Source organism: Blastococcus sp. SYSU DS0669, from assembly GCF_054050895.1.
On sequence record NZ_JBJHAE010000017.1, the window covers coordinates 58,619 to 84,735 of the forward strand.

The 26,117-nt window shown below is 74.2% G+C and carries 22 protein-coding genes; 12 read left to right on the top strand and 10 right to left on the bottom strand.

The genetic code is table 11. The features are described 5' to 3' along the window. The first annotated feature begins 106 nt into the window (after nucleotides 1–106). Nucleotides 107–613: a MarR family winged helix-turn-helix transcriptional regulator gene (locus tag ACI792_RS15955; RefSeq protein WP_456603455.1), complete on the top strand. Its 507-nt coding sequence runs from the start codon at nucleotides 107–109 to the stop codon at nucleotides 611–613. Then, entirely contained in the window at nucleotides 610–2,379 is a 1,770-nt protein-coding gene (locus tag ACI792_RS15960) for an MDR family MFS transporter (RefSeq protein WP_456603456.1), read from the top strand. Before ACI792_RS15955 ends, ACI792_RS15960 begins: the two co-directional genes overlap by 4 nt. 129 nt (nucleotides 2,380–2,508) lie before the next feature. Here the strand turns inward: ACI792_RS15960 and ACI792_RS15965 are convergent, their stop codons facing one another. Then, a complete protein-coding gene (locus tag ACI792_RS15965) occupies nucleotides 2,509–3,678 on the bottom strand; it encodes a zinc-dependent alcohol dehydrogenase (RefSeq protein WP_456603457.1) in 1,170 nt (389 codons plus the stop codon). After that, nucleotides 3,675–4,121 (bottom strand): hypothetical protein, encoded by a 447-nt coding sequence (locus ACI792_RS15970; protein WP_456581130.1) that lies wholly within the window; start codon nucleotides 4,119–4,121, stop codon nucleotides 3,675–3,677. The genes ACI792_RS15965 and ACI792_RS15970 overlap by 4 nt, the downstream gene beginning before the upstream one ends. Nucleotides 4,122–4,218: 97 nt before the next feature. Here ACI792_RS15970 and ACI792_RS15975 point away from each other — a divergent pair, with 97 nt between their 5' ends. After that, nucleotides 4,219–6,030: an acyl-CoA dehydrogenase gene (locus tag ACI792_RS15975; protein WP_456603458.1), complete on the top strand. Its 1,812-nt coding sequence runs from the start codon at nucleotides 4,219–4,221 to the stop codon at nucleotides 6,028–6,030. A 66-nt stretch (nucleotides 6,031–6,096) separates the two neighbouring features. Here ACI792_RS15975 and ACI792_RS15980 read toward each other — a convergent pair whose 3' ends face one another. Then, nucleotides 6,097–6,267: a hypothetical protein gene (locus ACI792_RS15980; protein ID WP_456581128.1), complete on the bottom strand. Its 171-nt coding sequence runs from the start codon at nucleotides 6,265–6,267 to the stop codon at nucleotides 6,097–6,099. A 192-nt stretch (nucleotides 6,268–6,459) separates the two neighbouring features. Between ACI792_RS15980 and ACI792_RS15985 the strand changes: the two genes are divergently transcribed. Further along, a complete protein-coding gene (locus tag ACI792_RS15985) occupies nucleotides 6,460–7,971 on the top strand; it encodes an MFS transporter (protein ID WP_456603459.1) in 1,512 nt (503 codons plus the stop codon). A gap of 107 nt (nucleotides 7,972–8,078) precedes the next feature. Next, nucleotides 8,079–9,119 carry a YihY/virulence factor BrkB family protein gene (locus ACI792_RS15990; protein ID WP_456603460.1) on the top strand — a complete coding sequence of 347 codons (1,041 nt, stop codon included), beginning with the start codon at nucleotides 8,079–8,081 and terminating at the stop codon, nucleotides 9,117–9,119. Nucleotides 9,120–9,340: 221 nt separating this feature from the next. Here ACI792_RS15990 and ACI792_RS15995 read toward each other — a convergent pair whose 3' ends face one another. Further along, nucleotides 9,341–10,048, bottom strand: a complete 708-nt coding sequence (locus ACI792_RS15995; protein ID WP_456603461.1) for a hemerythrin domain-containing protein — start codon at nucleotides 10,046–10,048, stop codon at nucleotides 9,341–9,343. Between the two features lie 123 nt (nucleotides 10,049–10,171). On the opposite strand from ACI792_RS15995, the gene ACI792_RS16000 reads away from it, so the two are divergent. Then, on the top strand, nucleotides 10,172–11,353 hold the full coding sequence (locus ACI792_RS16000) for an acyl-CoA dehydrogenase family protein (protein WP_456603462.1): 1,182 nt from the start codon (nucleotides 10,172–10,174) through the stop codon (nucleotides 11,351–11,353). A gap of 81 nt (nucleotides 11,354–11,434) precedes the next feature. Here ACI792_RS16000 and ACI792_RS16005 read toward each other — a convergent pair whose 3' ends face one another. Next, nucleotides 11,435–12,331: an ABC transporter substrate-binding protein gene (locus ACI792_RS16005; protein WP_456603463.1), complete on the bottom strand. Its 897-nt coding sequence runs from the start codon at nucleotides 12,329–12,331 to the stop codon at nucleotides 11,435–11,437. 89 nt (nucleotides 12,332–12,420) lie between these two features. On the opposite strand from ACI792_RS16005, the gene ACI792_RS16010 reads away from it, so the two are divergent. The 6 genes from ACI792_RS16010 to phaZ all read left to right on the top strand — a co-directional run bounded on the left by ACI792_RS16010 (nucleotide 12,421) and on the right by phaZ (nucleotide 19,169). Further along, nucleotides 12,421–14,136 carry a phosphatase PAP2 family protein gene (locus ACI792_RS16010; protein ID WP_456603464.1) on the top strand — a complete coding sequence of 572 codons (1,716 nt, stop codon included), beginning with the start codon at nucleotides 12,421–12,423 and terminating at the stop codon, nucleotides 14,134–14,136. Beyond that, on the top strand, nucleotides 14,133–14,720 hold the full coding sequence (locus ACI792_RS16015; protein ID WP_456581121.1) for a hypothetical protein: 588 nt from the start codon (nucleotides 14,133–14,135) through the stop codon (nucleotides 14,718–14,720). Before ACI792_RS16010 ends, ACI792_RS16015 begins: the two co-directional genes overlap by 4 nt. After that, nucleotides 14,717–15,811 carry a flippase-like domain-containing protein gene (locus tag ACI792_RS16020; protein ID WP_456581120.1) on the top strand — a complete coding sequence of 365 codons (1,095 nt, stop codon included), beginning with the start codon at nucleotides 14,717–14,719 and terminating at the stop codon, nucleotides 15,809–15,811. The genes ACI792_RS16015 and ACI792_RS16020 overlap by 4 nt, the downstream gene beginning before the upstream one ends. A 25-nt stretch (nucleotides 15,812–15,836) precedes the next feature. Further along, a complete protein-coding gene (locus ACI792_RS16025; RefSeq protein WP_456603465.1) occupies nucleotides 15,837–16,484 on the top strand; it encodes a phosphatase PAP2 family protein in 648 nt (215 codons plus the stop codon). A 110-nt stretch (nucleotides 16,485–16,594) separates the two neighbouring features. Beyond that, on the top strand, nucleotides 16,595–18,358 hold the full coding sequence (locus ACI792_RS16030; protein WP_456603466.1) for a PHA/PHB synthase family protein: 1,764 nt from the start codon (nucleotides 16,595–16,597) through the stop codon (nucleotides 18,356–18,358). Continuing rightward, nucleotides 18,342–19,169 (top strand): poly(3-hydroxyalkanoate) depolymerase, encoded by an 828-nt coding sequence (phaZ, locus tag ACI792_RS16035; RefSeq protein ID WP_456603467.1) that lies wholly within the window; start codon nucleotides 18,342–18,344, stop codon nucleotides 19,167–19,169. Before ACI792_RS16030 ends, phaZ begins: the two co-directional genes overlap by 17 nt. 14 nt (nucleotides 19,170–19,183) lie before the next feature. Here phaZ and betT read toward each other — a convergent pair whose 3' ends face one another. The 5 genes from betT to ACI792_RS16060 form a co-directional block, all read right to left on the bottom strand. Beyond that, nucleotides 19,184–21,178, bottom strand: a complete 1,995-nt coding sequence (gene betT, locus ACI792_RS16040; RefSeq protein WP_456603468.1) for a choline BCCT transporter BetT — start codon at nucleotides 21,176–21,178, stop codon at nucleotides 19,184–19,186. A 118-nt stretch (nucleotides 21,179–21,296) separates the two neighbouring features. After that, nucleotides 21,297–23,969: a putative bifunctional diguanylate cyclase/phosphodiesterase gene (locus ACI792_RS16045; RefSeq protein ID WP_456603469.1), complete on the bottom strand. Its 2,673-nt coding sequence runs from the start codon at nucleotides 23,967–23,969 to the stop codon at nucleotides 21,297–21,299. 225 nt (nucleotides 23,970–24,194) lie between these two features. Beyond that, nucleotides 24,195–25,067 carry a hypothetical protein gene (locus tag ACI792_RS16050; RefSeq protein ID WP_456603470.1) on the bottom strand — a complete coding sequence of 291 codons (873 nt, stop codon included), beginning with the start codon at nucleotides 25,065–25,067 and terminating at the stop codon, nucleotides 24,195–24,197. Further along, complete coding sequence (locus tag ACI792_RS16055; protein ID WP_456581113.1) at nucleotides 25,057–25,278, bottom strand: hypothetical protein; 222 nt, start codon at nucleotides 25,276–25,278, stop codon at nucleotides 25,057–25,059. Before ACI792_RS16055 ends, ACI792_RS16050 begins: the two co-directional genes overlap by 11 nt. A gap of 265 nt (nucleotides 25,279–25,543) precedes the next feature. Further along, nucleotides 25,544–26,110: a dienelactone hydrolase family protein gene (locus ACI792_RS16060; protein ID WP_456603471.1), complete on the bottom strand. Its 567-nt coding sequence runs from the start codon at nucleotides 26,108–26,110 to the stop codon at nucleotides 25,544–25,546. Nucleotides 26,111–26,117: the final 7 nt, after the last annotated feature.

Below are 26,117 nucleotides of genomic sequence, written 5' to 3' on the forward strand. Positions count from 1 at the left end.
GTCTCCCGGGCGTGCCGGAAGGCACGGGAGAACCAGATGCATGCGCCTTACAACAAGGTGTAGCGTGCATCCAGTCATTCCCTCCGCCCCGCATCCGAGGAGCTCTGTGACGGACACCTCCGCCGCCGGCGACCGACGCGGCTCCGCCGTCGGCGCCCTCGGCGAGCAACTGCCCCGCTTCATGCGGCTCATGCACGGGCTGAAGAGCCAGCACACCGCCGAGGGCGGGCGCGATCGCGCGGCCCACGTGCTGCTGTTCCCGCTGTGCCGGCTCGGCCCGCTCCGCCAGGGAGCACTCGCCGACCTGGTGCACGCCGACCCCTCCACGGTCAGCCGGCACGTGACCCTGCTGGTGGAGCAGGGGCTGGTCCGCCGCGCGGCCGACGAGTCCGACGGCCGGGCCAGCAACCTCGTCGTCACCGACGCGGGGCGCGCGCAGCTCGACAGGCTCCGCGTCGAGCGCGAGTCCTACCTCCGCCAGGTGACCGCCGACTGGACCGAGGACGAGCTGCAGACCTTCACCACGCTCTTCGACCGGCTGCTCGACGGCGTCGCGGCCACCCTCCCCTCCGACCCCATGTCCACACCTCCCGACCGGACGGTTCCCGCATGACCTCCACCCGCACGAGCTCCGCCGAGCGCCGGGGTGCCCGGGCGGCCGCCGCCGCGCCGGACGCCGGCGGCGTCTTCAGCCACCGGCAGATCGTCACGATCCTGGCCGGCCTGATGGTCGCGATGTTCCTGGCCGCGCTGGACCAGACCGTCGTCTCCACCGCGATCCGCACCATCGCCGACGACCTGCAGGGCTACGACCTCCAGGCGTGGGCGACGACGGCCTTCCTGATCACGTCGACGATCTCGACGCCGCTGTACGGGAAGCTGTCCGACATCTACGGCCGCCGGCCGTTCTACCTGTTCGCGATCGGCATCTTCGTCGTCGGCTCGGCCCTCTGCGGCCTCGCCGACACGATGTACCAGCTCGCCGCCTTCCGGGCGGTGCAGGGCATCGGCGCGGGCGGCCTGATGTCGCTGGCCCTGGCGATCATCGGCGACATCGTGCCGCCGCGGGAGCGCTCGAGGTACCAGGGCTACTTCATGGCCGTCTTCGGCACCTCGAGCGTGCTGGGCCCGGTCATCGGCGGCTCCTTCGCCGGCCAGGGGTCGCTGCTCGGCGTCGACGGCTGGCGCTGGATCTTCTGGGTCAACGTGCCCCTGGGCGTGGTCGCGTTCCTCGCCGTGTGGCGGGTGCTGCACCTCCCGCACGAGAGCCGCCCGCACCGCATCGACTGGCCGGGCGCCCTGGCGCTCATCACCTTCCTGGTGCCGCTGCTCGTCGTCGCCGAGCAGGGCCGGATCTGGGGGTGGGCCTCCCAGGGAGCCCTCACCTGCTACGTGGTCGGCGCCGTCGGTTTCGCGGTGTTCGTCCTCGCCGAGCGCGCCTACGGGGACGACGCCCTGCTGCCGCTGCGGCTGTTCCGCAACCGCAGCTTCGCGGTGAGCGGCGTCGGCAGCATCGTCATGGGGGCCGGCATGTTCGGCGGCCTGCTCCTGCTGCCGCAGTACCTGCAGATCGTGCAGGGCTCGAGCGCGACCGTGGCCGGGCTGCAGATGATCCCGCTGGTCGCCGGCATCATGGTCGGCGCGATGAGCTCGGGCATCGCGATCTCGAGGACCGGCAAGTACAAGGTCTTCCCGCTCGTCGGCATCGCCCTCATGGTCACCGCGCTGCTCTCGATGTCCTTCCTCGTCGAGGCCGACACCTCGGTGTGGACCCTGGTGCCGTTCATGGTCCTGCTCGGCCTCGGGCTGGGCTTCAACTTCCAGCCGGTCATCCTCGCCGTGCAGAACGCCGTCTCCCCGCGGGAGATGGGCGTGGCCACCTCCTCGGTGACCTTCTTCCGCCAGATGGGCGGCACCATCGGGACGGCGGCGTTCCTGTCCATCCTGTTCACCCGGCTGCCGCAGGACATCGACGCCGCCGTCCAGGAGACGGTGCGGACGAACCCGGAGCTGGCCCCGCAGTTGCAGCAGCTGGGCGCCGGCAGCGCGGGTGCGCTGGACGACACCTCCTTCATCCAGGAACTCCCGGCCGCCCTCGCCGAGCCCTTCAAGGTCGGCTTCTCGAACTCGATCGACCTGGTCTTCCTCATCGCCGCCTGCGTCGTGGCGATCGGGTTCTTCGTCTTCCTGTTCCTGCCGCAGCTCGCGCTCAGCACCCAGTCGGGCATCCAGGCGCGGCAGGGCGCGGCGGCTGGGACGGCGACCAGCGACCCGGGCGACCCCGCGGAGGAGGCGATCGAGGCGGTGGGCGCCGCGGCGCCCACGTCGGTCCCGCCACCGGTGGGGCAGCCGGGCGAGGACCCGCGCGCCCCGCGCTGAGCGCAGCGAGGCCATCGAACGGTGCGCGGCGGCGTGGGGGCCGGAGGCCTCCCGCCGCCGTGCACTTTCGCGCTCAGCACCCGCCGGCAACGGCTCCTGGTCGCGGTGGTCGTCCCGAGGACGACGGTGTCACGGCTGGAAGACCGACCGGACGCAGCCGTCCTCCTTGTCCTTGAACAGCTGGTAACCCCGGGGCGCCTCGGTGAGCGGCATGACGTGGGTGGCCAGGTGCTCGGTGACGAGGTCGCCGGACTCCATGCGGCGCAGGAGCTCCGGGATGTAGCGCTGCGCGTGCACCTGGGCGCCGCGGATCGTCAGCCCCTTGTTCATGGCCGCGCCCAGCGGGAACTTGTCCACCATCGCGGCGAAGACGCCCAGGGTGAAGACCGAGCCGCCCTTGCGGCAGGCCATGATCGCCTCCCGGACGGCGGTCGGCCGGTCGGTCTGCAGCCGCAGCTGCTGCTTGACCTGGTCGTAGATGCCGGGCGCACCGGGTGCGTGCGCCTCCATGCCGACCGCCTCGATGCACACGTCCGGGCCGCGGCCACCGGTGCGCTCGCGCAGCTCGGCCAGGACGTCGGTGGCGGTGTAGTCCACGACCTCCGCGCCCACGTGGCTGCGCACCTGGTCCAGTCGCTCGGGGATCCGGTCGATCACCACCACCTGCTCGGCGCCCAGCAGCATCGCCGCGCGGGCGGCCATCTGCCCCACTCCCCCGGCGCCCCACACCGCGACGACGTCGCCCGGCCCGGTGCCGGCGAGGTCCGCGCCCATCCAGCCGGTCGAGGCGGCGTCGGAGGCGAACAGGGCGCGGGTGTCCGAGATCCCCTCGGGGACGACGAAGGTGCCCACGTCGGCGTAGGGCACCCGCATGTACTCGGCGTGGCTGCCCGCGTAGCCACCCATCGCGTGGGAGTAGCCGAAGCAGCCGCCGGGGCTCTGACCCCACAGCCCCTCGGTGATGCCCGGGTCGGGGTTGCCGTTGTCGCACAGCGAGTGCTGCCCCTGCGTGCAGTACCAGCAGTTGCCGCAGGCGGCGAACGGCGCGACGACGACGCGGTCGCCGACCTTCCGGTCGCGGACCTCCTTGCCGACCTCGACGACCTCCCCGATGAACTCGTGGCCGATCACGTCGCCGGCGCGCATGAAGGGGATGTAGCCGCCGATGAGGTGCAGGTCGGAGCCGCAGGTCACGCTCTGGCGGATCTTCAGGATCACGTCGCGGTCGTTGAGGATTGTGGGCTCGGGGACGTCCTCGACCGCGACCTCGTTGACGCCCGCCCAGGTCGCCGCCTTCACAGCACGCCCTCCTTGCCGGCACGCGCGGTCATGCCCTCCAGCACCGCGCCCTGCGGCGTCGGCTTCCGGTGCCCGTGCGGCTGCGGGTCCACGCGCAGCACCTCACCGACCTCCAGCAGCTGCTTGGCCTCGCGCAGCGCCGACCGCAGCTCACCGACCTCCCGCTCCGAGGGCGTGCCCCGGAAGCGCGCGGCCAGCTCGGTCCCGCGGTCGCCCGGCGCCGGCGCGGTCCGGACCTCGATCCGGTCGCCGAAGCCGTCCAGCGGCGGGGGCAGCGGCCCGACGTCCTCGGGGGAGCGCAGCACGGTGACCGCACGCCAGCGGCGTGCGGCGGTACGCGGGTCGTCGGTCACCGACGCCTGGCCCACGCCGGGGAGGCGGACGTGCTGGAGGGTGCTCAGGAGCGCCCCTCCGGCGCGGCTGACGATGGCGGGTAGCTCCATGCCTGCTCCTCGGTCGACGACGGTCCCCGACCTACCCGCGCAGCCCCCCGGGGCAACCGGCCTACTGTGAGGTGGTTCGCACCGACCCGTCGCCCCCGTGCCTGGAGACCTCGTGCCGTCGTCGTCGCTGATCCTGTCCCGCCGTGACCTGGACTTCCTGCTCAACGAGTGGCTCGACGTCGAGTCCCTGACCAAGCGGTCCCGGTTCACCGAGCACTCCCGGGAGACGTTCGACGCGGTCCTGGACCTGGCCGAGCAGATCGCCACCGACCACTTCGCCCCGCACAACCGCAAGGCCGACGAGAACGAACCGCGGTTCGTCGACGGCAAGGTCGAGCTGATCCCGGAGGTCGCCGAGGCGCTCCGCGTCTTCGCCGAGGCGGGGCTGATGGCCGGCGAGTTCGACGAGGAGTTCGGCGGCATGCAGCTGCCGCACGTGGTCGGCCAGGCCGTCTTCGCCTGGTTCAAGGCGGCCAACGTGGGCACGTCGGCCTACCCCTTCCTGACGATGGGCAACGCCCGTCTGCTGCTGGCACACGGCAGCCGCGAGCAGATCGACACCTACGTGGCGCCCGAGATCGAGGGCCGCTGGTTCGGCACCATGGCCCTCTCCGAGCCGCAGGCCGGCTCCTCGCTCGCCGACATCACCACCAAGGCCGTCCCGCAGGACGACGGGACCTACCGGCTCAGCGGCAACAAGATGTGGATCTCCGGCGGCGACCACGAGCTGACCGAGAACATCGTCCACCTGGTGCTGGCGAAGATCCCGGGTGGCCCGCCCGGGGTGAAGGGCATCTCGCTGTTCATCGTCCCGAAGTTCCTGGTCGAGGAGGACGGCTCCCTGGGCGAGCGCAACGACGTCGTCCTGGCCGGGCTCAACCACAAGATGGGGTACCGGGGGACGACGAACACGCTGCTCAACTTCGGCGAGGGCGTGCACACCCCCGGCGGGCAGCCCGGCGCCGTCGGCTATCTGGTGGGCGAGCCGCACAAGGGCCTGACCTACATGTTCCACATGATGAACGAGGCCCGGATCGGTGTGGGGATGGGCGCCACGGTGCTGGGCTACACCGGCTACCTGCACGCGCTGGAGTACGCGCGCACGCGCACCCAGGGCCGCCCGGCCGGCGCCAAGGACCCCGCCTCCCCGATGGTGCCGATCGTCGAGCACCCCGACGTCCGGCGGATGCTGCTGGCCGCCAAGTCGTACGCCGAGGGCGGCCTCGCCCTGGGGCTCTACTGCGCGAAGCTCGTCGACGAGGAGCAGACGGCGGAGACCCAGGAGGAGCGGGACCGCGCCCACCTGCTGCTGGACATGCTGACGCCGGTCGCGAAGGCGTGGCCCTCGCAGTGGGGCCTGGCCGCCAACGACCTCGCGATCCAGGTGCACGGCGGCTACGGCTACACCCGCGACTACCCGGTGGAGCAGTTCTACCGGGACAACCGGCTCAACCCGATCCACGAGGGCACCCAGGGCATCCAGTCGCTCGACCTGCTCGGCCGCAAGGTGGTCATGCAGGGCGGGGCCGGTCTGGCGCTGCTGGGCGAGACGATCTCCGCGACGACCGCCCGCGCCGCCGGGACGCAGTGGGCCGGCTTCGCCGCCGACCTCGACGCCGCCGTCGCCCGGATGGGATCGGTGACGGCGACCCTGTGGGGCACCGGCGACCCCGACCTCGCGCTGGCCAACTCGCACGTCTACCTGGAGGCCGCCGGGCACGTCGTCGTCGCCTGGCTGTGGCTCGAGCAGGCGCTGGCCGCCGAGGCGGGCAGCACGGACTTCCACGAGGGCAAGCGCGCCGCGGCCCGCTACTTCTGGCGCTGGGAGCTGCCCCGCACCCGCGCCTGGTTCGACCTGCTGGAGTCCCTGGACCGCACGGTGCTCGACGCCCGCGACGCCTGGCTCTGAGACCTCCCTCAGGGACGACGACGCCCCGCCGTCCAGGAGGACGGCGGGGCGTTCGGGGTCGTCCCGTCAGGCGCGCACGGCCCCCACGGACTCGGAGCCGGAGCGGCGGGTGTTCGCGGCGCGGCTGGCCGCGCGCTGCTCCTGCTCGTACCGGGCGGTGGACTGGGTGCCCATCGCGATGACCAGGGCCGTCAGGACCAGGAACCCCAGCAGGGTCACGGCCGGCCACAACATCATCAGATCGCTCTCCTCGTCGAACTCGCGGATGCCGCCGCCGGGTCAGGGGCGGTGGCACGTCATCGGGCCTGACTGTCCCCCGACCGGCCCTGTCTCAATCGTCGGATCCGAGAGTTCACCTGAGGGGGTGTGACACGTTGCACACAGGCCATCCCGGGTAGGCGCGGAACCGGGGCGTGGTTGCATCAGGACGTGCCCGAACCCACAGCAGCGCCTCGGGCCGGTGCGGGTGCCGGCACGCGGCCGCTGGCGCTGGTCGTGGCCCTCTCCCTCGGCGTCACCACCCTCTCGCTCCTGCAGAGCCTCGTCGTCCCGGCGCTGGGGCGGATCGAGGAGCAGCTCGGCGTCTCCCCGGGCGCGGCCGGCTGGGTACTCACCGCCAACCTGCTCGCCGCTGCCGTCCTGACCCCGGTCCTGGGCCGGCTGGGCGACCTCCGGGGCGCGCGCCCGGTCATCCTGGGCATCCTGGTCGCGGTCTCGCTGGGCACGCTGCTGATCGTCCTGACGGAGTCCCTGCCCCTGCTGCTGGTGGGCCGGGTCCTGCAGGGGGCGTCCTACGGCCTCTTCCCCCTGTCGATCAGCGTGCTGCGCCGGGAGCTCCCCGAGGCCCGGCTCAGCGTGGCGATGTCGGTCGTCAGCAGCACGCTCGCCGTCGGCGGGGTGGTCGGGCTGGTCGCCACGGGGTTCATCACCGGGGACGACGGCGACTACCGGCACGCCTTCTGGCTGGGCCTGGGCGTCGCCCTGCTCGCCCTGGTGCTCGCCGCCTGGCTGCTCCCCCGCCGCCCGGCCTCCGCCCGCGGCCGGGTCGACTGGTGGGGCGCGCTGGCGCTCGGCCTCGGCCTGGTCCTGCTGCTGCTGCCGCTCTCGCAGGGGCCCGCCTGGGGCTGGGTCTCCCCGGGGACCCTGGGGTGCGCCGCGGGCGCGGTCGCCGTCCTCACCGGGTGGGTCGTGCTGCAGCGGCGGACCGCCGAGCCGCTGGTGCGGCCGGGGATGCTCACCGACCGGCGGACCGTCGTCCCCAACGTCGCCGGCGTCATGAGCGGCATCGCGCTGTTCGCCTCCTTCCTCGCCGTCCTGCAGTACGTGCAGGCCGACCCGGCGGTCGCCGGGTACGGGTTCGACGCGAGCGTCCTGGAGGCCGCGGTGGTCTACCTGCTGCCCGGTGGGGTGGCGGGCATCCTGCTCGCACCGTTCGCCGGCCGGGTCGTCGGCCGGGTGGGCGGCCTGCCGACGCTCACCGCGGGTGCCGTGTTCGGCATCGCGGGCTTCGGGCTCCTGGCCGGCGCGCGCGGCGAGCCGTGGCTGGTCGTCGTCGCCGGCCTGCTGACCCAGGTGTCGGTGACGGTGGCCTACGCGGCCCTGCCGGCGCTCGTGGTCGACGCCGTCCGGGAGGACGAGACGGGCGTGGCCAACGCGGTGAACTCGATCGCCCGCTCGGTCGGCCAGGCGCTGGGCAGCACGCTCGCCGTCACGCTGATCGCGGGCACCCTCGACCCCGCCACCGGCCTGCCACGCGCCCTGGCCTTCACGCTGGTCGCGCTCATCGGGGCGGGCGCCTCGGTCGTCGTCGTGCTGGTGGCCCTGATCGGGGTGCGCGGCGACCGGCGCGGCGGGCCCCACCGGCGCCACGACCCGCTCGCCGACGTGGAGGAGGCCACCGCGGGCGCCGGTGAGTGGTCCCCGGTCTCCGGGGTGCGCTGAGCTCACCGACACAGGTGCCGCACAACCGTTACCGGCGCGTCCGGCATGGAACCCCCCCGTCCGGGGCAACGAGAGGTGCGACCGCCCTCGTCCCTGGAGGACCCCACATGGCACGACCCACCGGCTCGTCCAGCCGTGCGAAGGCTGAAACGCGCTTCGACGACAACCGCGCAGGCGGCGATCCCGCTCCGCAGGACGACAACATCAGCGGCACGCGGGCCGACTACGCGCCCACGGGCGCCGACCCCAAGCCCACGACGGGCGGCACGCTCAAGCGGAGCGTCAAGGAGTTCAGCGAGGACAACCTCACCGACTGGGCGGCGGCGCTGACCTACTACGGCGTCCTGGCGCTGTTCCCCGCGCTGACCGCCCTGGCCGCCATCGTCGGCCTCTTCACCGACCCCGAGGAGCTCACCACCGCGCTGACGGCGGTGGTTCCCCAGTCCGCGGCGGAGACCCTCAACCCCGTCATCGAGGACGTCGCCGGGCAGAGCGCACCGCTGGGCTTCGCCCTGGTGCTCGGTCTCGTCGGTGCCCTGTGGACCGCGTCGGGCTACGTGGGCGCCTTCACCCGCGCCGCGAACGTCGTCTACGAGACGCGCGAAGGCCGCAAGGTCTGGAAGCTCAAGCCGCTGCAGATCCTGATCACCCTGGTCGGCATCCTCTTCGCGGCGCTCATCGTGGCGATGCTGGTGCTCAGCGGCCCGGTGGTCGACGCGGTCGGCCAGGCCATGGGCCTGGGCGAGACCGTCCTGACCGTGTGGACCTGGGCCAAGTGGCCGGTCATCCTCGTGATCCTCGCGCTGATGATCGCGGTGCTCTACTACTCGACGCCGAACGCCAAGCTGCGCGGCTTCAAGTTCGTGAGCCCCGGTGCGGGCGTCGCCATCCTGGTGGCGGTCGTGGCCTCGGCCGCCTTCGCCTTCTACGTGGCGAACTTCGGCAGCTACAACGCCACCTACGGGGCGCTCGCCGGTGTGGTGATCTTCCTGATCTGGTTCTGGCTGATCAACGTGTCGCTGCTGTTCGGCATCGAGCTCGACGCCGAGGTGGAGCGCACCAAGGAGCTGAAGGAGGGCGTGCCGCGGGCGGAGAAGGAGATCCAGCTCGACGCCCGCGACGAGCCCGACGACAAGCAGACCACCTGAGACAGGCCCGCTCCTGCCCGAGTGCGACACAGCGCCGACGGCCCCCTCCCGCTGCGGGAGGGGGCCGTCGCGTGCCCGGGCCCGGTCGACCTCGCCGTACGTCAGCCGGGCGCGCGGTGGGCCGCGAGGTCCGCTCCAGTGCCGCGAGGTCGAGCGCACCTCCGGGACGGCCGTGGACCGGCGGAGGGACCGGCACCGTGGGCGCCGGGCCCTCCGCCGGGTCAGCGGCTGGTCGGCGGCTCGTCCCCCCGCCGGCTCAGCGGCACCCGCTCGACCAGCCCGGCCAGCGCGCCCAGGCCCTGGCTCACCGCCCGCCCGGCCGGGGTGAACCGGTCCGGCACCCGGCGCGTTCCGGCGTCGACGACGTCGCGGGTGCGGTCGATCAGCGACAGCGGCAGGCCGGAGAGCGCGTTCCCCGGAGGCCGTCGCGACACGGTCGGGTGCGGCCGCGTGGGCGAGATCCGGGCCATGAGCGCCCAGCGCCGACCCAGCGCCCGCAGCTCGTCGGGGGTCAGCCGCTCCTGGAGCCGGGGCAGCATCACGTCCTCCTCGTCGCGGACGTCCTCTCGCAGCACCTCGACCAGCCGCCGCAGCCGGGCGGGGCGTCCGGGGTCGTCGAGGCCGTCGCGCTCGAGCGCGCTGACCAGCTCGTTCACCTCCTGGTGCTCCTCCTCCACCTGCAGGGTCAGCGCGTCGCCGTCGGGCAGCACCCGCCGGATCACCGGCCACAGCACCGTCTCCTCCGCGAAGGCGTGGCTGAACACCAGCCGGTCGATGCGGGTGAGCACCTCCTCCTGCGCGGCGCCCTCCGCGCCGTCGAGCTCGTGCAGGAGCCGGTCGAGCTCCTCGTGGTCACGGCGCTGGCGGGCGAGCACGCTGCCCGGCCCGCCCAGCTCCTCGATGGTCTGGTCGGCGATGGATCTCGTCACGGGGGTTCCTCCGGTCGGTCGGTCGGGCTTCTGTGCCCGCGGCGCCCGCACCGCACGCCTGGTTGCCACCACCGCCCCCGGGTACGTGCAGGCCACCGATCCCACCCAGGAGGCCGTACCGCGATGAGCGACGCGTCGACGATCACGTCCGACTTCTACGACCTCGAGGCGCTCCTCGACGACGAGGACCGGGCGCTGCTGCACCGGGTGCGCACCTTCATGGACGAGCAGGTCACGCCGATCATCAACGAGTACTGGACCCGGGCGGAGTTCCCCCGCCAGCTCATCCCCGGCATCGCCGAGCTCGGCATCGCCGGCGTCTCGATCCAGGGCTACGGCTGCCGCGGCCGCTCGCCGCTGCTGGACGGCATGATCGCCATGGAGCTGTCCAAGGGCGACCCGTCGATCGCCACGTTCATGGGCGTCCACGGCGGCCTGGCCATGGGCTCGGTCTACCTGTGCGGCTCCGAGGAGCAGAAGGAGCGCTGGCTGCCGGCGATGGCCCGGATGGAGCTGATCGGCGCGTTCGGGCTGACCGAGCCCGACCACGGCTCCGACGTCGCGCGCGGCCTGCAGACGACCTGCCGCCGCGAGGGCGACACCTGGGTGCTCGACGGCGAGAAGAAGTGGATCGGGAACGCCAGCTTCGCCGACCTGATCATCATCTGGGCGCGCGACGTGGAGACCGAGCGGGTGCTCGGCTTCGTCGTCGAGCAGGGGACGCCGGGCTTCACCGCCGTCGACCTCAAGGACAAGATCGCGCTGCGGGCCGTGCAGAACGCGCACATCACCCTGGAGGGCGTGCGGGTGCCCGAGGAGAACCGGCTGCAGGAGGCGCACAGCTTCCGGGCAACCGCCGACGTGCTGCGCATGACCCGCGCCGGCGTCGCCTGGTCGGCCGTCGGCTGCTCGCGCGGCGCCTACGAGCACGCCCTGAGGTACGCCAAGGAGCGGGAGCAGTTCGGCCAGCCCATCGTGGAGTTCCAGCTGGTGCAGGACCTGCTGGTGCGGATGCTCGGGAACATCACCGCCTCGGCCGCGATGTGCACGCGGCTCTCCCACCTGCAGGGGGCCGGCACGATGACCGACGAACAGGCCTCGCTGGCCAAGGCGTTCTGCACCATGCGGATGCGCGAGACCGTCGGCTGGGCCCGCGAGCTGATGGGCGGGAACGGCATCCTGCTGGAGAACCACGTCGGCCGGTACGTCGCCGACGCCGAGGCGATCTACTCCTACGAAGGCACCCGCGAGGTGAACACGCTCATCGTGGGGCGCGGTGTGACGGGGAGCAGCGCGATCGTCTGACGACAGCCCCGTGAGCATCGCGGCGAGCGCCGGCGAGCGAGGAGCGGGGCGCGGAGCAGGACCGGCGGCATCGTCTGACCCCTACTGGGCGGCCCACCAGGCCCGCGCGGCCTCGGCCGGGGTCCGCCCGTCGAACTCCACGGCGCGGTTGAGCTCGACCAGGTCGCCGGTGGTCAGCCGCGCGCTCGTGCCGTCCAGGGCCTCGCGCAGGGGCTCGCCCCACCGGTCCAGCGCCTCCGCCCGGACCATCGGGACGACGTTCTCGCGGGGCTGCAACCCGCGGTCGTCGGCCAGCAGGACGACGGGCGCCACCGCCAGCCGCGCGTCGGTGGTCTCGAGCATCCCCACCTGCACCTGGCCCGACAGCAGCGCCTCGAGCGTCGCCGCCCGCGACGGCATGCTGGTCACCGTCCCGAACCGCAACCCGTACACCTCGTCGAGGCCGACCAGGCAGAACGGGCGGTCGGGGCACTCCGGCGGCCCGCCGAAGGCGAGGTCACCGGCGAGCGGGGCCAGGTCCGACAGCCGGCTCACCCCGTGCTCGGCGGCGAACTGGGCGGTGACGACGAAGCCGTTCTGGTCCTCCGCCGCGGCGGGGGTCAGCACGTCCACCCCGCGGCCGCCCATCGTGCGGGAGAGCACGGCGTGCATCTGCCCGGGCTCCGCCGGCGGGCGCGGGAACTGCGGGCGGGCGAAGGAGAGCGCCGTCCCGAGGTAGTCGACCACGACGTCCACCAGACCCTGCTGCAGCGCCGGCGAGACCACCTCGCGGGTGCCGATGCCGTGCTGCACCGAGACCGGGAGGCCACGGTTCCGGACCGCCTCGGCGTAGACCTCCACGAGGATCTGGTTCTCCGTGAAGTCGTAGGAGGCGAACCGGATCACCTCCGGCTCCGGCGGCGGCGCCTCCGCGGGGGTGCAGCCGGCCAGCACGGCCAGCGCCAGGAGCACCGCTCCGACGGACCTGCCAGCGCGCACGGCACCCACCTCCCGCGGCTGGCCACCGTAGCGCCGCAGCGGGCGGAAAGGGATGGTCCGCACGCGGGTGGAGGTGCAGCATTCCCCGCATGGCGTCGCTGCCGCAGGCGCTTCCGGAGCCACGGGCGACGGGGCCGGTCGCGCGCCCCGATCCGCCCCCGATCGCACGCGTCCGTCGCCGTCGCCGGCCCTCGGGCGAGCCACCGCCCCTCCCCCGCCAGCTCCGGGCGTCGGGCCGGTGGTGGCTGGCGCTCAGCGCGCTGGTCCTGCTCGCCTGCGTCGCCGTCGTCGCCACCGGCACCATCCGGTACGTCGACGTCGCCGACACCCGGATCCTGCAGGCGATCGCCGGCATCCGTTCCCCCGCCCTGACCACGGTCGCCGACCTCGCCGGCCTGCTGGCCAGCGCGGGGGCGCTGCACGCCCTCTGGCTCGCCGACCTGGTCCTGCTCGCCGCCTTCCGCCGTTGGCGGCACCTGCTCGTCTGGCTGGGCGTCGGCCTGCTCGTGGTCAACGTCGGCGCCGCGATGGCGACCACCCTGCAGCGGCCCCGGCCCTTCGAGGTCGAGGTGCTCGGCGACTGGTCGGGGTTCGCGATGCCGTCCCTCCCCGTGACGGTGCTCGCCGCCCTGCTGGTCAGCACGATCTACTCGCTGGTCCCGCCCGGCCGGAAGCGGGCGATCGGCAAGTGGGTGGTGTGCGCCCTGCTGGTGATCACCGCCGCCTCCCGGCTCTACCTGGCCCAGGACCACCCGACCGGCGTCCTGGCCGGCGTGGTCCTCGGCGTGGCCACCCCGCTGGCCGCGTTCCGGCTGCTCACGCCGAACGCCGTCCACCCGGTGCGCTACACCCGCGCCCGGCCGGCCCACCTCGACGTCTCCGGGGAGCGTGGCGCGGCCATCGTCCGGGCGCTGCAGGACCAGCTGGGGCTGGTGGCCACCGACGTCGCGCCGTTCGGGCTGGCCGGCTCGGGCGGCTCGACGCCGCTGAAGATCACCGTCAAGGCCCACGACCCGCACGGGGACGTCGAGAGCTGCGTGTTCGGCAAGCTCTACGCGGCCACCCACCTCCGCTCCGACCGCTGGTACAAGCTCGGGCGCACGCTGCTGTACGGGCGGCTGGAGGACGAGATGCCCTTCCACAGCGTGCGGCGGCTCGTGCAGTACGAGGACTACGTGCTGCGGGTGCTCTGCGACGGCGGGCTGCCGGTGCCGCAGCCGCACGGCATCGTCGAGATCACGCCCGAGCGGGAGTACCTGCTGGTCACCGAGTTCATCGCCGGCGCGAAGGAGGTCGGCGAGGCCGAGATCGACGACGCGGTCATCGACCAGGGCCTCGCGGCCGTGCGGCGGATGTGGGAGATCGGCGTGGCCCACCGGGACATCAAGCCGGCCAACCTGCTCGTCCGCGACGGCACGCTGTACCTCATCGACTCCGCGTTCGCCGAGGTGCGCCCGAGCCCGTGGCGGCAGGCGGTGGACCTGGCCAACATGATGCTGGTCCTGGCGCTGCGGACCGACGCCGAGCGGGTGTACCGGCGGGCGCGGCTGCACTTCTCCGACGAGGAGATCGCCGAGGCGTTCGCCGCCACCCGCGGGCTGACCATGCCCTCCCAGCTGCGGCGCATGATCCGCCAGCGGGGCCGGGACCTGCAGGCGGAGTTCCTGGCCCTGCTGCCCTTCCGGCTGCCGCCGGTGCGGATCCAGCGCTGGACCTGGCGGCGGGCCGGCCTGACCGTCGTCACCCTCGCCGCGGTCGGGATCGCCGCCTACGTCTCCACCGGCCTGCTCGGGTCCCCGCTGTGACCGCGCGACGGCGCCCGGCCGTGCTCCTGCTCGCCGCGACGGCCCTGCTCTCGGGCTGCGTGCAGCCGCAGGTGCTCAGCGAGGAGACGCTGGCCTGCAAACGGGGCGACGAGGGGCACCCCGCCAACGGGGTCGTCCTCATGGCCCAGTCGGTGCCGAGCGCCACCTGGCTGCCCTGCCTGGAGGCCATGCCGCTGGGCTGGCGCCTGGCCGGCCTGGTCGCCACGGAGAGCTCCGCGCGCTTCTGGCTGGACTCCGACCGCGACGGGGTGCACGCGCTGGAGGTGGCGCTGACCGCGTCCTGCGACACAACCGGCGCGACGGAGATCCCCAGCGAGCGGGAGGGGATGCGCCGGTGGGAGCAGGTGGGCCAGGTGAGCCCGCACTACGTCGGCACCCGCTTCTACGTCTTCGACGGCGGGTGCGTGAGCGTGCTGTTCCGGCTGTCCGGCGAGAACCGCGCCGAGCCGCTGGGCGTGGCCACCCAGGGGATCGGTGCGGTGACCCGCGACGAGGTGCGGGCCGCCGTCCTCGACCAGACCGACGGTGAGCTGCACCTCGACCCGCCGGGCGGTGGCGGGTGAGCGCCGCCGCGGCCCCGGCGGGCGGCAAGGCCCCCCGCGCGCGGTGGTCCCGCCTCCTCGGGCCGCTGCTGTCGGTGGGCCTCGTCGTCGCCGTCTTCGCCTGGTTCCTGCCGCAGTTCACCAGCCTGTCGCAGGTGTGGGCGGCGATCGCGGACCTGTCGTGGGTGGAGACGGCGGCCCTGCTGCTGGCGGCCGGCTGGAACCTGGCGACCTACCAGTTCGTCGTCGTCGCCACGACCCCTGGCATGAACCTGCGGCAGGCGACGGTGGCGACCGAGGCAGCGACGGCCGTCTCCAACACCGTGCTCGGCGGGGCGGCCCTCGCCGTCGGCCTCACCTACGCGATGAACTCCTCCTGGGGATTCTCCCGCTCCCGCACGTCCGTGGCGCTGCTGGTGGCCGGGCTGTGGAACAACTTCGCCAAGCTCGGCCTGCCCGTGCTGGCCCTGGCCCTCCTCGCGTTCTCCGCCCCGCCGTCGGCCGCGCGGCTGGTCGCCGGGCTGGTGGCCCTGGGCGCCCTCGCCGCGACGATCGCGCTGCTGGGGGCGGTGCTGCGCAGCCCCGCCGGCGCCGCCCGGGTCGGCCTCCTCGCCGCCCGGGCGGCGACGGCCGCGCGGCGGCCCTTCGGGCGCGGCCCGGTGGTCGGCTGGGACCTGGCGACGACGAAGTTCCGCGACCGGACGGTCCTGCTCCTGCGGGCCCGCTGGCACTGGATCACCCTGGCCACGCTGGTGAGCCACCTGTCGCTGTTCCTGCTGCTGCTGCTCTCGCTCCGGTTCGTCGGGGTGGGCGCCGAGCAGGTCGGCGTGGCCGAGGCCCTCGTCGTCTTCGCCTTCGCCCGGTTGCTCACCGCCGTCCCCTTCACCCCCGGCGGCCTCGGCGTGGTCGAGGTGGCGCTGATCGCCGGCCTCGCGGCGGCCGGGGGGCCGCGCGCGCCGGTGGCCGCGGCGGTGCTGCTGTTCCGGGCGCTGAGCTACGTGCTGCCCATCCCCCTCGGCCTGGGCAGCTACCTGTTCTGGCGGCACAACCGCTCCTGGCGGCGGGAGCCCAACGCCGCGCCGCGGACCGCGCTGGTCCCGGAGGCGGCGTGAGCGTGCGGGCGGGGCGGCGGGGCTGATGCTGGTCGACTCCCGGCGCGGGCTGGCCGTCAGCGGCGCGCTGCTCGGCGGCGGCGTGCTCGTCGGCGTGCTCGTCGTCCTGCCCGCCACCGCCCCGGCCGTCCAGGCGGTGGACGACGCGGTGTGGCGGTGGGCGGGGGCCGCGCAGAGCGAGGCCGTGACCGCGGTGGCGCGGGCCCTCTCCTGGATCGGGAGCGCCGAGGTCAACTGGCCGCTGCGCGTCGCGGCGCTGCTCCTGCTCGCCTGGCGGCGGCACTGGCTGCGCATGGCGGCGTTCGCGCTCGCCGTCCTGACCAGCGAGCTGTTCATCGGGCCCGTCAAGGCCGCCACCGACCGGCCGCGTCCGCCGGGCGCCCTGATCGAGACGACGGCCGCGTCGTTCCCCTCCGGGCACGCCATCGCCACCGCGGTGACCGCGCTCGGCCTCGTGCTGGTGTTCGCCCATCCGGGCCCGAGCCGCTGGCGCTGGGAGGTGCACGCGGTCGAGTTCACCGCCGTCATGGCGCTGTCGCGCGTCTACCTGCGGGCGCACTGGCTCTCCGACACCGTGGCCGGCGCCCTCATCGGCGCCGGCCTGGCGCTGGGCTGGCCGGCCCTCCTCATGCTGCTGCGGCACCGGCGGGACTCGACGGCGTCGACGACCTGAGCGCGGGCTGCCGGACACCGGGCCCTGTGGTTGAGTGGGCCGGGTCACAACCGCGTCTCGGGGGACGGCGTCGCCGCCTCCCCGGGCAGCGCGTCACGAGGAGACCCGCGATGGCCCAGCCCGCGACCGAACCGGCCCGCAGCGCCTCCGCACCACCGCGCGGAGGTCCCGAGAGCGCACCTCCCGCCGGCAGCCCCGACGAGGCCGTGGAGGCCGCCACGGGGCTGGACATGGTGCTCGTGGACGCCGCCCGCGGCCCCCTGCGGCGGCTGGTGCCGCCCGCGGGGACGGCCCTCCGCTTCGGCACCTCGCTCGCGCGCAAGCCGGGCACGGTGGCCCGCCGGGCGGGCGAGCTGGCCCAGGAGCTCGGCAAGGTCGCCCTCGGCCGCTCCGACCTCGCGCCCGGCAAGAAGGACAAGCGGTTCGCCGACCCGGCCTGGAGCGGCAACCCGCTGCTCCGGCGGACCATGCAGGCCCACCTCGCGACGGCGCAGGTCGCCTGGGAGCTGATCGAGGACGCCGACCTCGACTGGCAGGACGACGAGCGGATCCGGTTCACCGCCACGAACCTGGTCGACGCCCTCGCCCCGAGCAACGTCCCGGTGCTGAACCCGCTGTCCCTGAAGGCCGCCATCGACACCGGCGGGATCAGCGCCCTCAAGGGCCTGCGCCGCCTGCTCTCGGACCTGACGAGCCCGCCGCGGGTGCCCTCGATGGTGGAACCCGACGCGTTCACCGTCGGCGAGGACCTGGCGGTCACCCCCGGGGCCGTGGTGTTCCGGACCGACGTCTTCGAGCTCATCCAGTACCGGCCCACGACGGAGGCCGTCCGGTCGGTGCCGCTCGTCATCGTGCCGCCGACGATCAACAAGTACTACATCACCGACCTCGCGCCGGGCCGCAGCATCGTGGAGCACTACGTGGCCGGCGGCCAGCAGGTGTTCATGATCGTGTGGCGCAACCCCGACGAGCGGCACGCCGACTGGGGCCTGGACACCTACGGCCAGGCGGTCCTGGACGCGATGGACGCCGTCGACCGGATCACCGGCCAGGAGCAGGTCAGCGTCCAGGCCTTCTGCTCGGGCGGGATCATCACCGCGATGGTGCTGGCCCACCTGGCCGCCACCGGGCGGCAGGAGCGCGTCCGCTCGGCCAGCTTCGCGGTGACCGTCCTCGACTGGGAACGGGCCGGCACCATGGCCGCGCTCATGGACCCCGAGGCCGTGGAGTCGGCCATCGAGCGCTCGCGGCGGAAGGGGTACCTCGACGGCTCCCAGCTGGCCGAGGTCTTCGCCTGGCTGCGCCCCAACGACCTGATCTGGAACTACTGGGTCAACAACTACCTGCAGGGCAAGCCCCCGCCGAACTTCGACATCCTCTTCTGGAACGCCGACACCACCCGGATGAGCGCGGCCCTGCACCGCGACTTCATCGAGGTCGCGCTGGGCAACGCGCTGACCGAGCCCGGCCGGGCCGCCATGCTCGGCTCGCCGGTGGACCTGTCGGAGGTCACCGTCGACTCCTACGTCACGGCGGGCATCGCCGACCACCTCTGCCCGTGGCAGGCCTGCTACCGCACCACCCAGCTCCTCGGGGGCGAGAGCCGGTTCGTCCTCTCGACCAGCGGGCACATCGCCTCGCTGGTCAACCCCCCGGGCAACCCGAAGTCGACCTTCCAGGTCGCGCCCAGCACGCCTCCGGACCCCGAGGAGTGGCTGCGCCGGGCGGAGACGGTGCCGGGCTCCTGGTGGCCGGACTACGTGGCCTGGCTCGGCGAGCGGTCGGGCGAGGAGATCCCCGCACCGCAGCAGCTCGGCGGCAACGGCCTCGAACCGCTGGCCGACGCGCCCGGCACCTATGTCTTCGACAAGTAGCAACCGGGAGGTCGTCCGGAGCCTGACCATCGGCGGCCGGACGTTGCGCACCTCCGTGCGGCCGGGCACCGACGAGACCGTGCCGCCGCTGCTGCTCATGAACGGCATCGGCGCCAGCCTGGAGGTGCTGCAGCCCTTCGTCGACGCGCTGGAGCCCCGGCGCACCGTCATCCGCTTCGACGTGCCCGGCGTCGGCGGCTCGCCCCCGCCCGTCGTCCCCTACCTGCTCTCCACGCTGAGCCCGGTGATCGCCGGGCTGCTGGACCGGCTGGGCCACCACCGGCCGGTCGACGTCCTGGGCCTGTCCTGGGGCGGCGGGCTGGCCCAGCACTTCGCGGTGCAGCACCGGCGCCGCTGCCGGAAGCTGGTGCTGGCCGCGACGGCCACCGGATCGCTCATGGTGCCGGCCAGGCCCCGCGTGCTGGCCCACATGCTCACGCCGCGGCGGCACCGCGACTCCGATTACGCCCGCAGCATCGCCGGCCAGATCTACGGGGGGTCGGTGCGCACCGAGCCCGAGCGCGCCGCGGCGGCGCTGCACGCCCACACCCGGGTCGGCCCGCGGCGCGGCTACTACTACCAGCTCGCCTCGAGCACCGGCTGGAGCAGCCTGCCGTTCCTGCGGCTCATCCGTCAGCCGACGCTGGTCGTCGCCGGCGACGACGACCCGATCATCCCGGTGGTGAACGCCCGGGTGATGGCCCGGCTGATCCCCCGGGCGCAGCTGCACGTGTACCGCGGCGGGCACATCGCGCTGGTCACCGAGGCCGACGAACTCGCGCCCGTCGTCGAGGAGTTCCTCGACAGCTGACCGGCCGGCTCAGCTCAGCCCCGGGCGGCGACGTGCTGCTCGAAGCGGTCCATCACGTCGTCGATCAGCTGGGCGTGGGTGAAGTTCATGACGTCATAGCCGACCGCGCCGTCGCGGCCGCCCGGCTCCACCTGGACGTCGAGCCGCGAGCCCCCCAGGTCCGACGCCGGGCGGGCGCCACCTCCGCCGCGATAGGGGGCGCGGCCCGGCCTGATGCGGTAGCGGAACGGCACCCCGTCGTGGCCCTGGGCGGTGAGCTCGACGCACGTCACCCCGGAGTCGTCGACCACCCAGCGGGTGTCCGACGCCAGGTCCCGCGCCCGCAGCTCGGCCGACGCCTCCGCGAGGGCCGGCCGGACCGTCTCGTGCAGGTACTGGTCGACCCGCTCCCGTCCCGTGGGGCCCGGCGCCCGGCGGCGGCGCAGCCGCGCCCGGCGCCGTGCGGACGGCCGGCCCGAGGGGGCGATGCGGTGCCGGTACACGGCGCGGTCGGCCTCGCTGCGCAGCGCGCGGTACAGCCCGATCATCACCAGCACCATGACGAAGCCGAACGGCAGGCCCATGATGATCGTCGCGTTCTGCAGCGCGGGGACGCCGCCGACCAGGAGCATCGCGGCGGTGAGGATGCCGGTGGCGACCGCCCACACGATGCGCACGGCCGGGGCTGCGTCGTCCTGCGGCCGGCGCAGCCGTGACGAGAGGTTCGCCATGACCAGGGCGCCGGAGTCGGCCGACGTCACGTAGAAGAGCAGCCCGATGAAGGTCGCGATCGCCGCGATGAACGGGAACGCGGGGTAGTCGGCGAGCAGCGTGTAGAAGCCCCGCTCGGGGAGGTTCATCGCGGTCTCCCCGAACGCCGCGTCGCCCTGCCGGATCCGGTCGATGGCGCTGTTCCCGAAGATCGACACCCACATGAGGATGTAGCTGAACGGGAGCAGCAGGGTGCCGGCGACGAACTGGCGGATCGTCCGCCCGCGGGAGATGCGGGCGAGGAAGAGCCCGACGAAGGACGCCCAGGCGATCCACCAGGCCCAGAAGAACAACGTCCAGGCGCTCAGCCACTCGTCCGGCCGGTCGTACGCGAAGGTCTCCGTCGTCAGGCCGGGGAAGCTGCTCACGAAGTCCCCGACGTTCTGCACCAGCCCGTTGAGCAGGAACGCGGTGTTGCCGGTGACCAGCACGAAGCCGGCCAGGCCCAGGGCGAGGACGACGTTGAGCTGGGACAGCCGCTTGATGCCCCGGTCGACGCCGCTGACCGCCGAGACGGTCGCCATGCCGACGGCCAGCGCGATGAGCCCGAGCTGGGCGGCGCGGCCCTCGGGGATCCCGAACAGCACCGACAGCCCGTAGTTCAGCTGGACCACGCCGATGCCCAGCGAGGTCGCGACGCCGAAGATCGTGCCGAGGACCGCGGCGATGTCGACGGCGTCGCCCAGCGCCCCGTGCACCCGCTTGCCGAAGATCGGGTAGAGCACGGAGCGGATCGCCAGCGGCATGTTCATGCGGTAGGCGAAGTAGGCCAGGGCCATGCCCATCAGGGCGTACATGCCCCAGCCGTTGATGCCGTAGTGGAACAAAGTCCACACGGTCGCCTCGCTGGCGGCCTCGGGGGTCCCGCCCTCCCCCACCGGCGGGGCCAGGTACTGGCTGACCGGCTCGGCGACGGCGAAGAACATCAGGTCGGTGCCGATGCCCGCGGCGAAGAGCATCGAGGCCCACGCGAAGGTGCTGAACCGCGGGGTCGAGTGCTCGGGCCCCAGCTTCACCTTCCCGTACCGGGAGAAGGCGATGGCCAGGACGAAGACGAGCACCGCGGTCGCGAAGGCGATGTAGAACCAGCCGAACCACTCCGACGTCCAGCCGACGAGGGCGCCGATGGTGTCCGCGGCCGAGGTCGGGCTCGCGGTCGCCCACAGCGCGATGGCCAGGACCCCGGCGATCGAGCCGTAGAAGACCCGGCGCTTGACCCCGTTCTCCGCCTCGGCGGGCCGGACGTCGAGGTCGCTCACGCCCGCTCCCCCCGCCCGGTGGACGCGGAAAGCGCTGCCGACTCCGTTGTGCCGCTCACCGGGCGCATCGTGGCACACCCCGCGCCGCGGGGCAGCCGCACGACGGACGGCGGGAACCTCAGGCGCGGTCGGCGACCGCCCCGCGCCGGTGCAGCAACGCGCCGGCCTCGGCCGCGGGCAGCGGCCGGGAGAGCAGGTAGCCCTGCGCCCGGTCGCAGTCCTCCGCCCGGAGCCGGGCCAGCTGCCCCTGCTCCTCGACGCCCTCGGCGACGACGGTCAGCCCGAACGTGTGCGCGGCGCGGATCATCAGCGCCACCAGCTCCAGGTGGGCGGGCTCGGCCGACGCCACGAAGCTGCGGTCGATCTTCAGCGTGTCGACGGGCATGCTGCGCAGCTGCCCGATCGAGGTGTACCCGGTGCCGAAGTCGTCGATGGCGATGCCGACGCCCAGGTCCCGCAGCTCGGTCAGGTGGTCGTAGGCGGCCGGGTCGTCCACCAGCACGGTCTCGGTCACCTCCAGCACCAGCAGGTGCGCGGGGAGACCCGCGGCGGCGAGCGCCTCCGCGACGTCGGCGACGACCCGCCGGTCGGCGAGGTGCCGGCCGGAGATGTTCACCGCCACGGTGGGCTCGGGCCACCCCGGGGTCACCGGGATCCCGGCCCGCCACTCGGTCAGCTGGCGGGTGGCCTCCCCGAGCACGAAGCGGTCGATGTCCCGGATCAGGGACGAGCGCTCGGCCACCGGGACGAACTCGTCCGGAGGCACCGGGCCGACGCCCGGCCGGTCCCAGCGCACGAGCGCCTCGTAGCCGGTGAGCCGGTCGGAGGCCACGTCGACGACCGGCTGGTAGACCAGGTGCATCTCCCCGGCGGCCAGGCCGTGGCACATCGCGGCCTCGAGCGCGGCCTGCTCGGAGAGCTGGAGCCGGAGCGTCTCGTCGAAGATCTCCGCCCGGCCCCGCCCGTGGGCCTTGGCCCGGTTCGCGGCGGTGTCCGCCTCGGCGAACAGCACGTCGGCGTCGGTTCCGCCGTCGCGGCTGACCGCGACGCCGACGCTGGCGCCGACGCCGACCGTCGCCGCACCCACGACGATCGGTTCGCCGACCGACGCGATGAGGCGCTCGGCGAGGTCGATGAGGTCGTGCTCGGCGTGCACCGGCTCCACCAGGACGACGAACTCGTCGCCGCCGAGGCGGCACACGACGTCCCCCGGCCGCACGGCCGCGCCCAGGCGGGTGGCCACCTCGTGCAGCACCAGGTCACCGGCGGCGTGGCCGTGCGCGTCGTTGACCGCCTTGAAGCCGTCGAGGTCGACGTAGAGCAGCCCGGTCATCTCGCCGGACCGCCGGCCGCGGTGCAGCGCGGAGGTGACGAGGGTGAGCGCCTGGGCGCGGTTGGGCAACCCGGTGAGCGGGTCGTGGGTGGCCTGGTGCGCGAGGGCGAACTGCAGCTCCTCGCGCTGGCGCACCGAGGTGACGATGGCCTTGACCGACGCGTGCACGACCGCGCCGAGGGGGCCGGGCAGGGGCTCGTCGAGGAGCGCCTCGTCGACGTCGCCGCGGGCCACGGCCTGCGCCTGGTCCTGGATCCGGCGGAGCCCCGCGACCGCCGAGCCGAGCGCGGCCGAGACCGTCCGGACCTCGCGCGGTCCGTCCACCTCCACCTCGACCAGCGACCCCTCGCTGATCTCGGTCGCCTGGCCGGCCAGCAGCCGGAGCGCCCGGGTGACGCTGCGGCCCAGCAGGAACGCCCCCAGCAGGGAGGCGCCGAGCAGGCCGGCCCCCATGAGCAGCACGGCGTGGAACCGGTCGCTGGCGCGCTCGCGGTCCGCGGCGACGAGCTGCCGGGCCTCGTCGACCGCCGTCCCGACCAGTTCGGCCATCATGGCGCTGCGCTCCTGGCTCTGGAAGAGCGCGGTGACCAGGTCGGGGAGCTGCAGGTTCCTGACCTCGCCGGCGAGGCCGCGGGCGAGCAGCCCGTCCACGTCCGCGACGACGTCCGAGGTGCGCACCTGCTGCCAGGCGTCGCGCAGGGGTTGCCCCGACAGGCTCTCCATCGTCCGCTGGGCGTCCCGGTAGTCCATCCACGAGGTCTCCCACGCGGCGCGGGAGCCGATCAGCCGGTCCTCGCCGTCGACCAGCAGGGAACCGAGGAACAGCGGCATCTGCCGGCCGGCGGTCTCGGCCAGGTGCGCGACGGTCTGGACGTCACGGACGGCCAGCAGCGTGGCGCGGGGCACGCCCTCGGAGGTCGCCGTCGCTGCGGCGGCGGCCTGCGCGGTCATCAGGTCGTTCGAGACGGCGAGGAACCGCAGGTGCAGCTCCTCGAGGTCCAGGCGCCCGGCGTCCTGCCCCCGGCGCAGCCTGCCCAGGTGTTCCGTGGCGTGCGCCGCGGCCTCGGCGCCGACCGGGCCGTCGGCGAGGCGGGCCAGGGCACGGTCGGTGATGCCGCGCGCCCGGGCCACCTCGTCGAGGGCGACCTGCCGCTGGGCGGCCGGGAAGAAGGTGGGCAGCCCGAAGGCCGCCGCGGCCGCCGGGTCGTCGATGACCGCCAGCGACAGGGCGGGGATCATCTCCTGCTCCACCCCGCTGCGGGCGGCGTCCAGCAGGGCCAGCGCGCGCACGGCCACCTCGGCGCGCTCGGCGCTCCCCGCCTCGGCCGCGCGGGCCTGGGCCGCCGCCCCGGTGAGGACGACGACGCCGATCAGCGGCAGCAGCACGAGGGCGGTCAGGTACCGCCACAGCGGCACGCCGCGCCGCCGTCGGCGGTCCACGTCCGGGGATGTGCGCACGCCGCTCCAATCGGGCTGTGGTGCAGGTCGCTTGAAGGGGGCCCCACCCGTCCAGGTGAGGCGGGAGCGGACCGGGGAATGGCAGGCACGTCGCAGGTCCCACCCGGGAAGAGGTCAGCCCCTCCGGGGAGCTCCGCGACCGACCTGCCCGCCCGTCCCGTCCCGTGCGACCCACCGTGCGCCCGCCGTCCGCGGGGCCCCTGCTGCCGGCACCGAGGCCGCCGGTCAGCGGTCCGGTGCCGTCACCAGGTGGCAGCCGGGTGAGCCGAACTCGGCGACCCCGAAGCCCATCTGCCGCAGCACGGAGGCGACGGCGACGCTCATCGTCCGCTGCACGGCGGCCTCCAGCGCGGCTCCGCGGGCTTGGTGCACGTTCATCCGGTCGTGCTGCCGCCAGGTGACGAGGACGCCCGCCCCCTCCGGGTGCGGGGTCAGGCAGACGCCGCCCGCGGCGTGGGCGGCCGGCTCCCGGGCCTCGCAGTCGTGCAGCGGGAGCCCCGCCTCCAGCAACGCCGCGGTGACGTCGACGGCGAGCGTGGCGAGCACGTCCTCGTCGTCGACCATGAACGGGTCCCAGTCCTCGGGGAGCCGGTCGAGCTGGTCCCCGAGGTCGGCCAGCCACTCCCGCTCCTCCGGCGGCTGCCGGCGCACCACGCCGCCGTCCGGCCGCCGTCCGCCGTGCACGACGCGCGTGGTGTCGGTCAGGTTCGCGGAGAGGCGCGCCCACCCGGCGTCCATCGAGTCGGCGAACGGGCCGGCCACCGCGCCGCCGTCGTGCTCGGCGACGAGCCACCAGCCGGTCGTGGAGGGGCCCTCGGGCAGGTCCCGCCCCGCCGGGTGGGTGGCCAGGCCGACGGCCGACCGCTCCGCCGCGGGCCGCTCGGCCGCACCGCTCGCGGCGGCGGTGACCTCGGACGCGCGGGCCGCGGCCGGGCCCGCCGGCCGGGACGCGTGTACCGACGCCCGCCGCTGCGCCTGCACCCCGTTGCGCTCGAACTCGTAGCGAGCGGTGGAGCTCGCCCCCAGCACCACGACGATCGCGATCAGCGCGCCGCACCCGATCAGCGGCGCGGCGACCGCGAGCAGCTCACCAGGCACGCCAGGCCCCCTGCGGCCCCTCGCCCCAGGCCGAGGCGCGGTGGGTCCAGTCCTGCACGCGGGCGGTCCACCCGGGATGGGGCGGGCGGGGTGCCGGCGGCGCCGGGGCGGGCTCTTCCACCATCAGCTCGCGCAGCAGGCCCAGGCCCTCGTCGGCGCCCTCCAGGAGATCGGGGACGGGCTTGCGGACCGGTGAAGCGGTGGCGTGCACAGGGGCTCCTCGCAGGCGGATCACCGCGGCTGGGAAGCACCGCGGACGTCCCGAAGGCTAGGGAGGAGGAGCCCCTCCGACGGCCCCCGCGACCGGCCCCGGACCGGGCCCGTGTCCCATTCGTTGCACGGTGCCCGCGAGGGGCCCGGTGACCGTTCCCCCGGCGCACCGACCTGTCGACAAACCGCCGCTCCACGAGCGTGGCGGAGGGTCGGGAGCAGCTCGGTCATCCCGCGGCCGCCCCGCTGCGCCGGCGTGTCGGGGGCTACGCCCGGGCGGCGAGGAAGGCCCGCACGCGGTCGAGCACCTGGGCAGCGGCCGCCTCGACGTGGTCGGCCAGGCTGCGGTCGGTGAACAGGTGCCGGTCCCCCGGGTAGAGGAACAGCTCCGCGTCACCGATCGCCGCGGCGAGCTCGCGCGCCTCGGCGACGTCCCCCCACTCATCGGCGTCCATGACGTGGAACTGCACCGGCACCCCCTCGGGCCACTCGTCGGCGAACTCCCCGAGGGGGACGGCGCCGTGCATCAGGACCGCACCGGCCGCGCCCGGGCGGGTCTGCGCCAGCAGCTGCGCCGGCATGACGCCGAGGCTGAACCCCGCGTAGACCAGCCGCTCGGGCAGCTCCGCCACGGCCGCCCGGCCGCGCTCCAGCACCGCGCCGAAGCCGAGCTCCCGGGCGTGCGCGACGCCGTCCTCCAGCGTGGCGAAGGTGCGCCCGCCGTAGAGGTCGGGTGTGTGGACGACGTGCCCGTCGGCCCGCAGGTCGTCGGCGAACGCGCGGACCCCTGCGGTCAGCCCCTGCGCGTGGTGGAACAGCACCAGCTCGGCCATGGCGGCA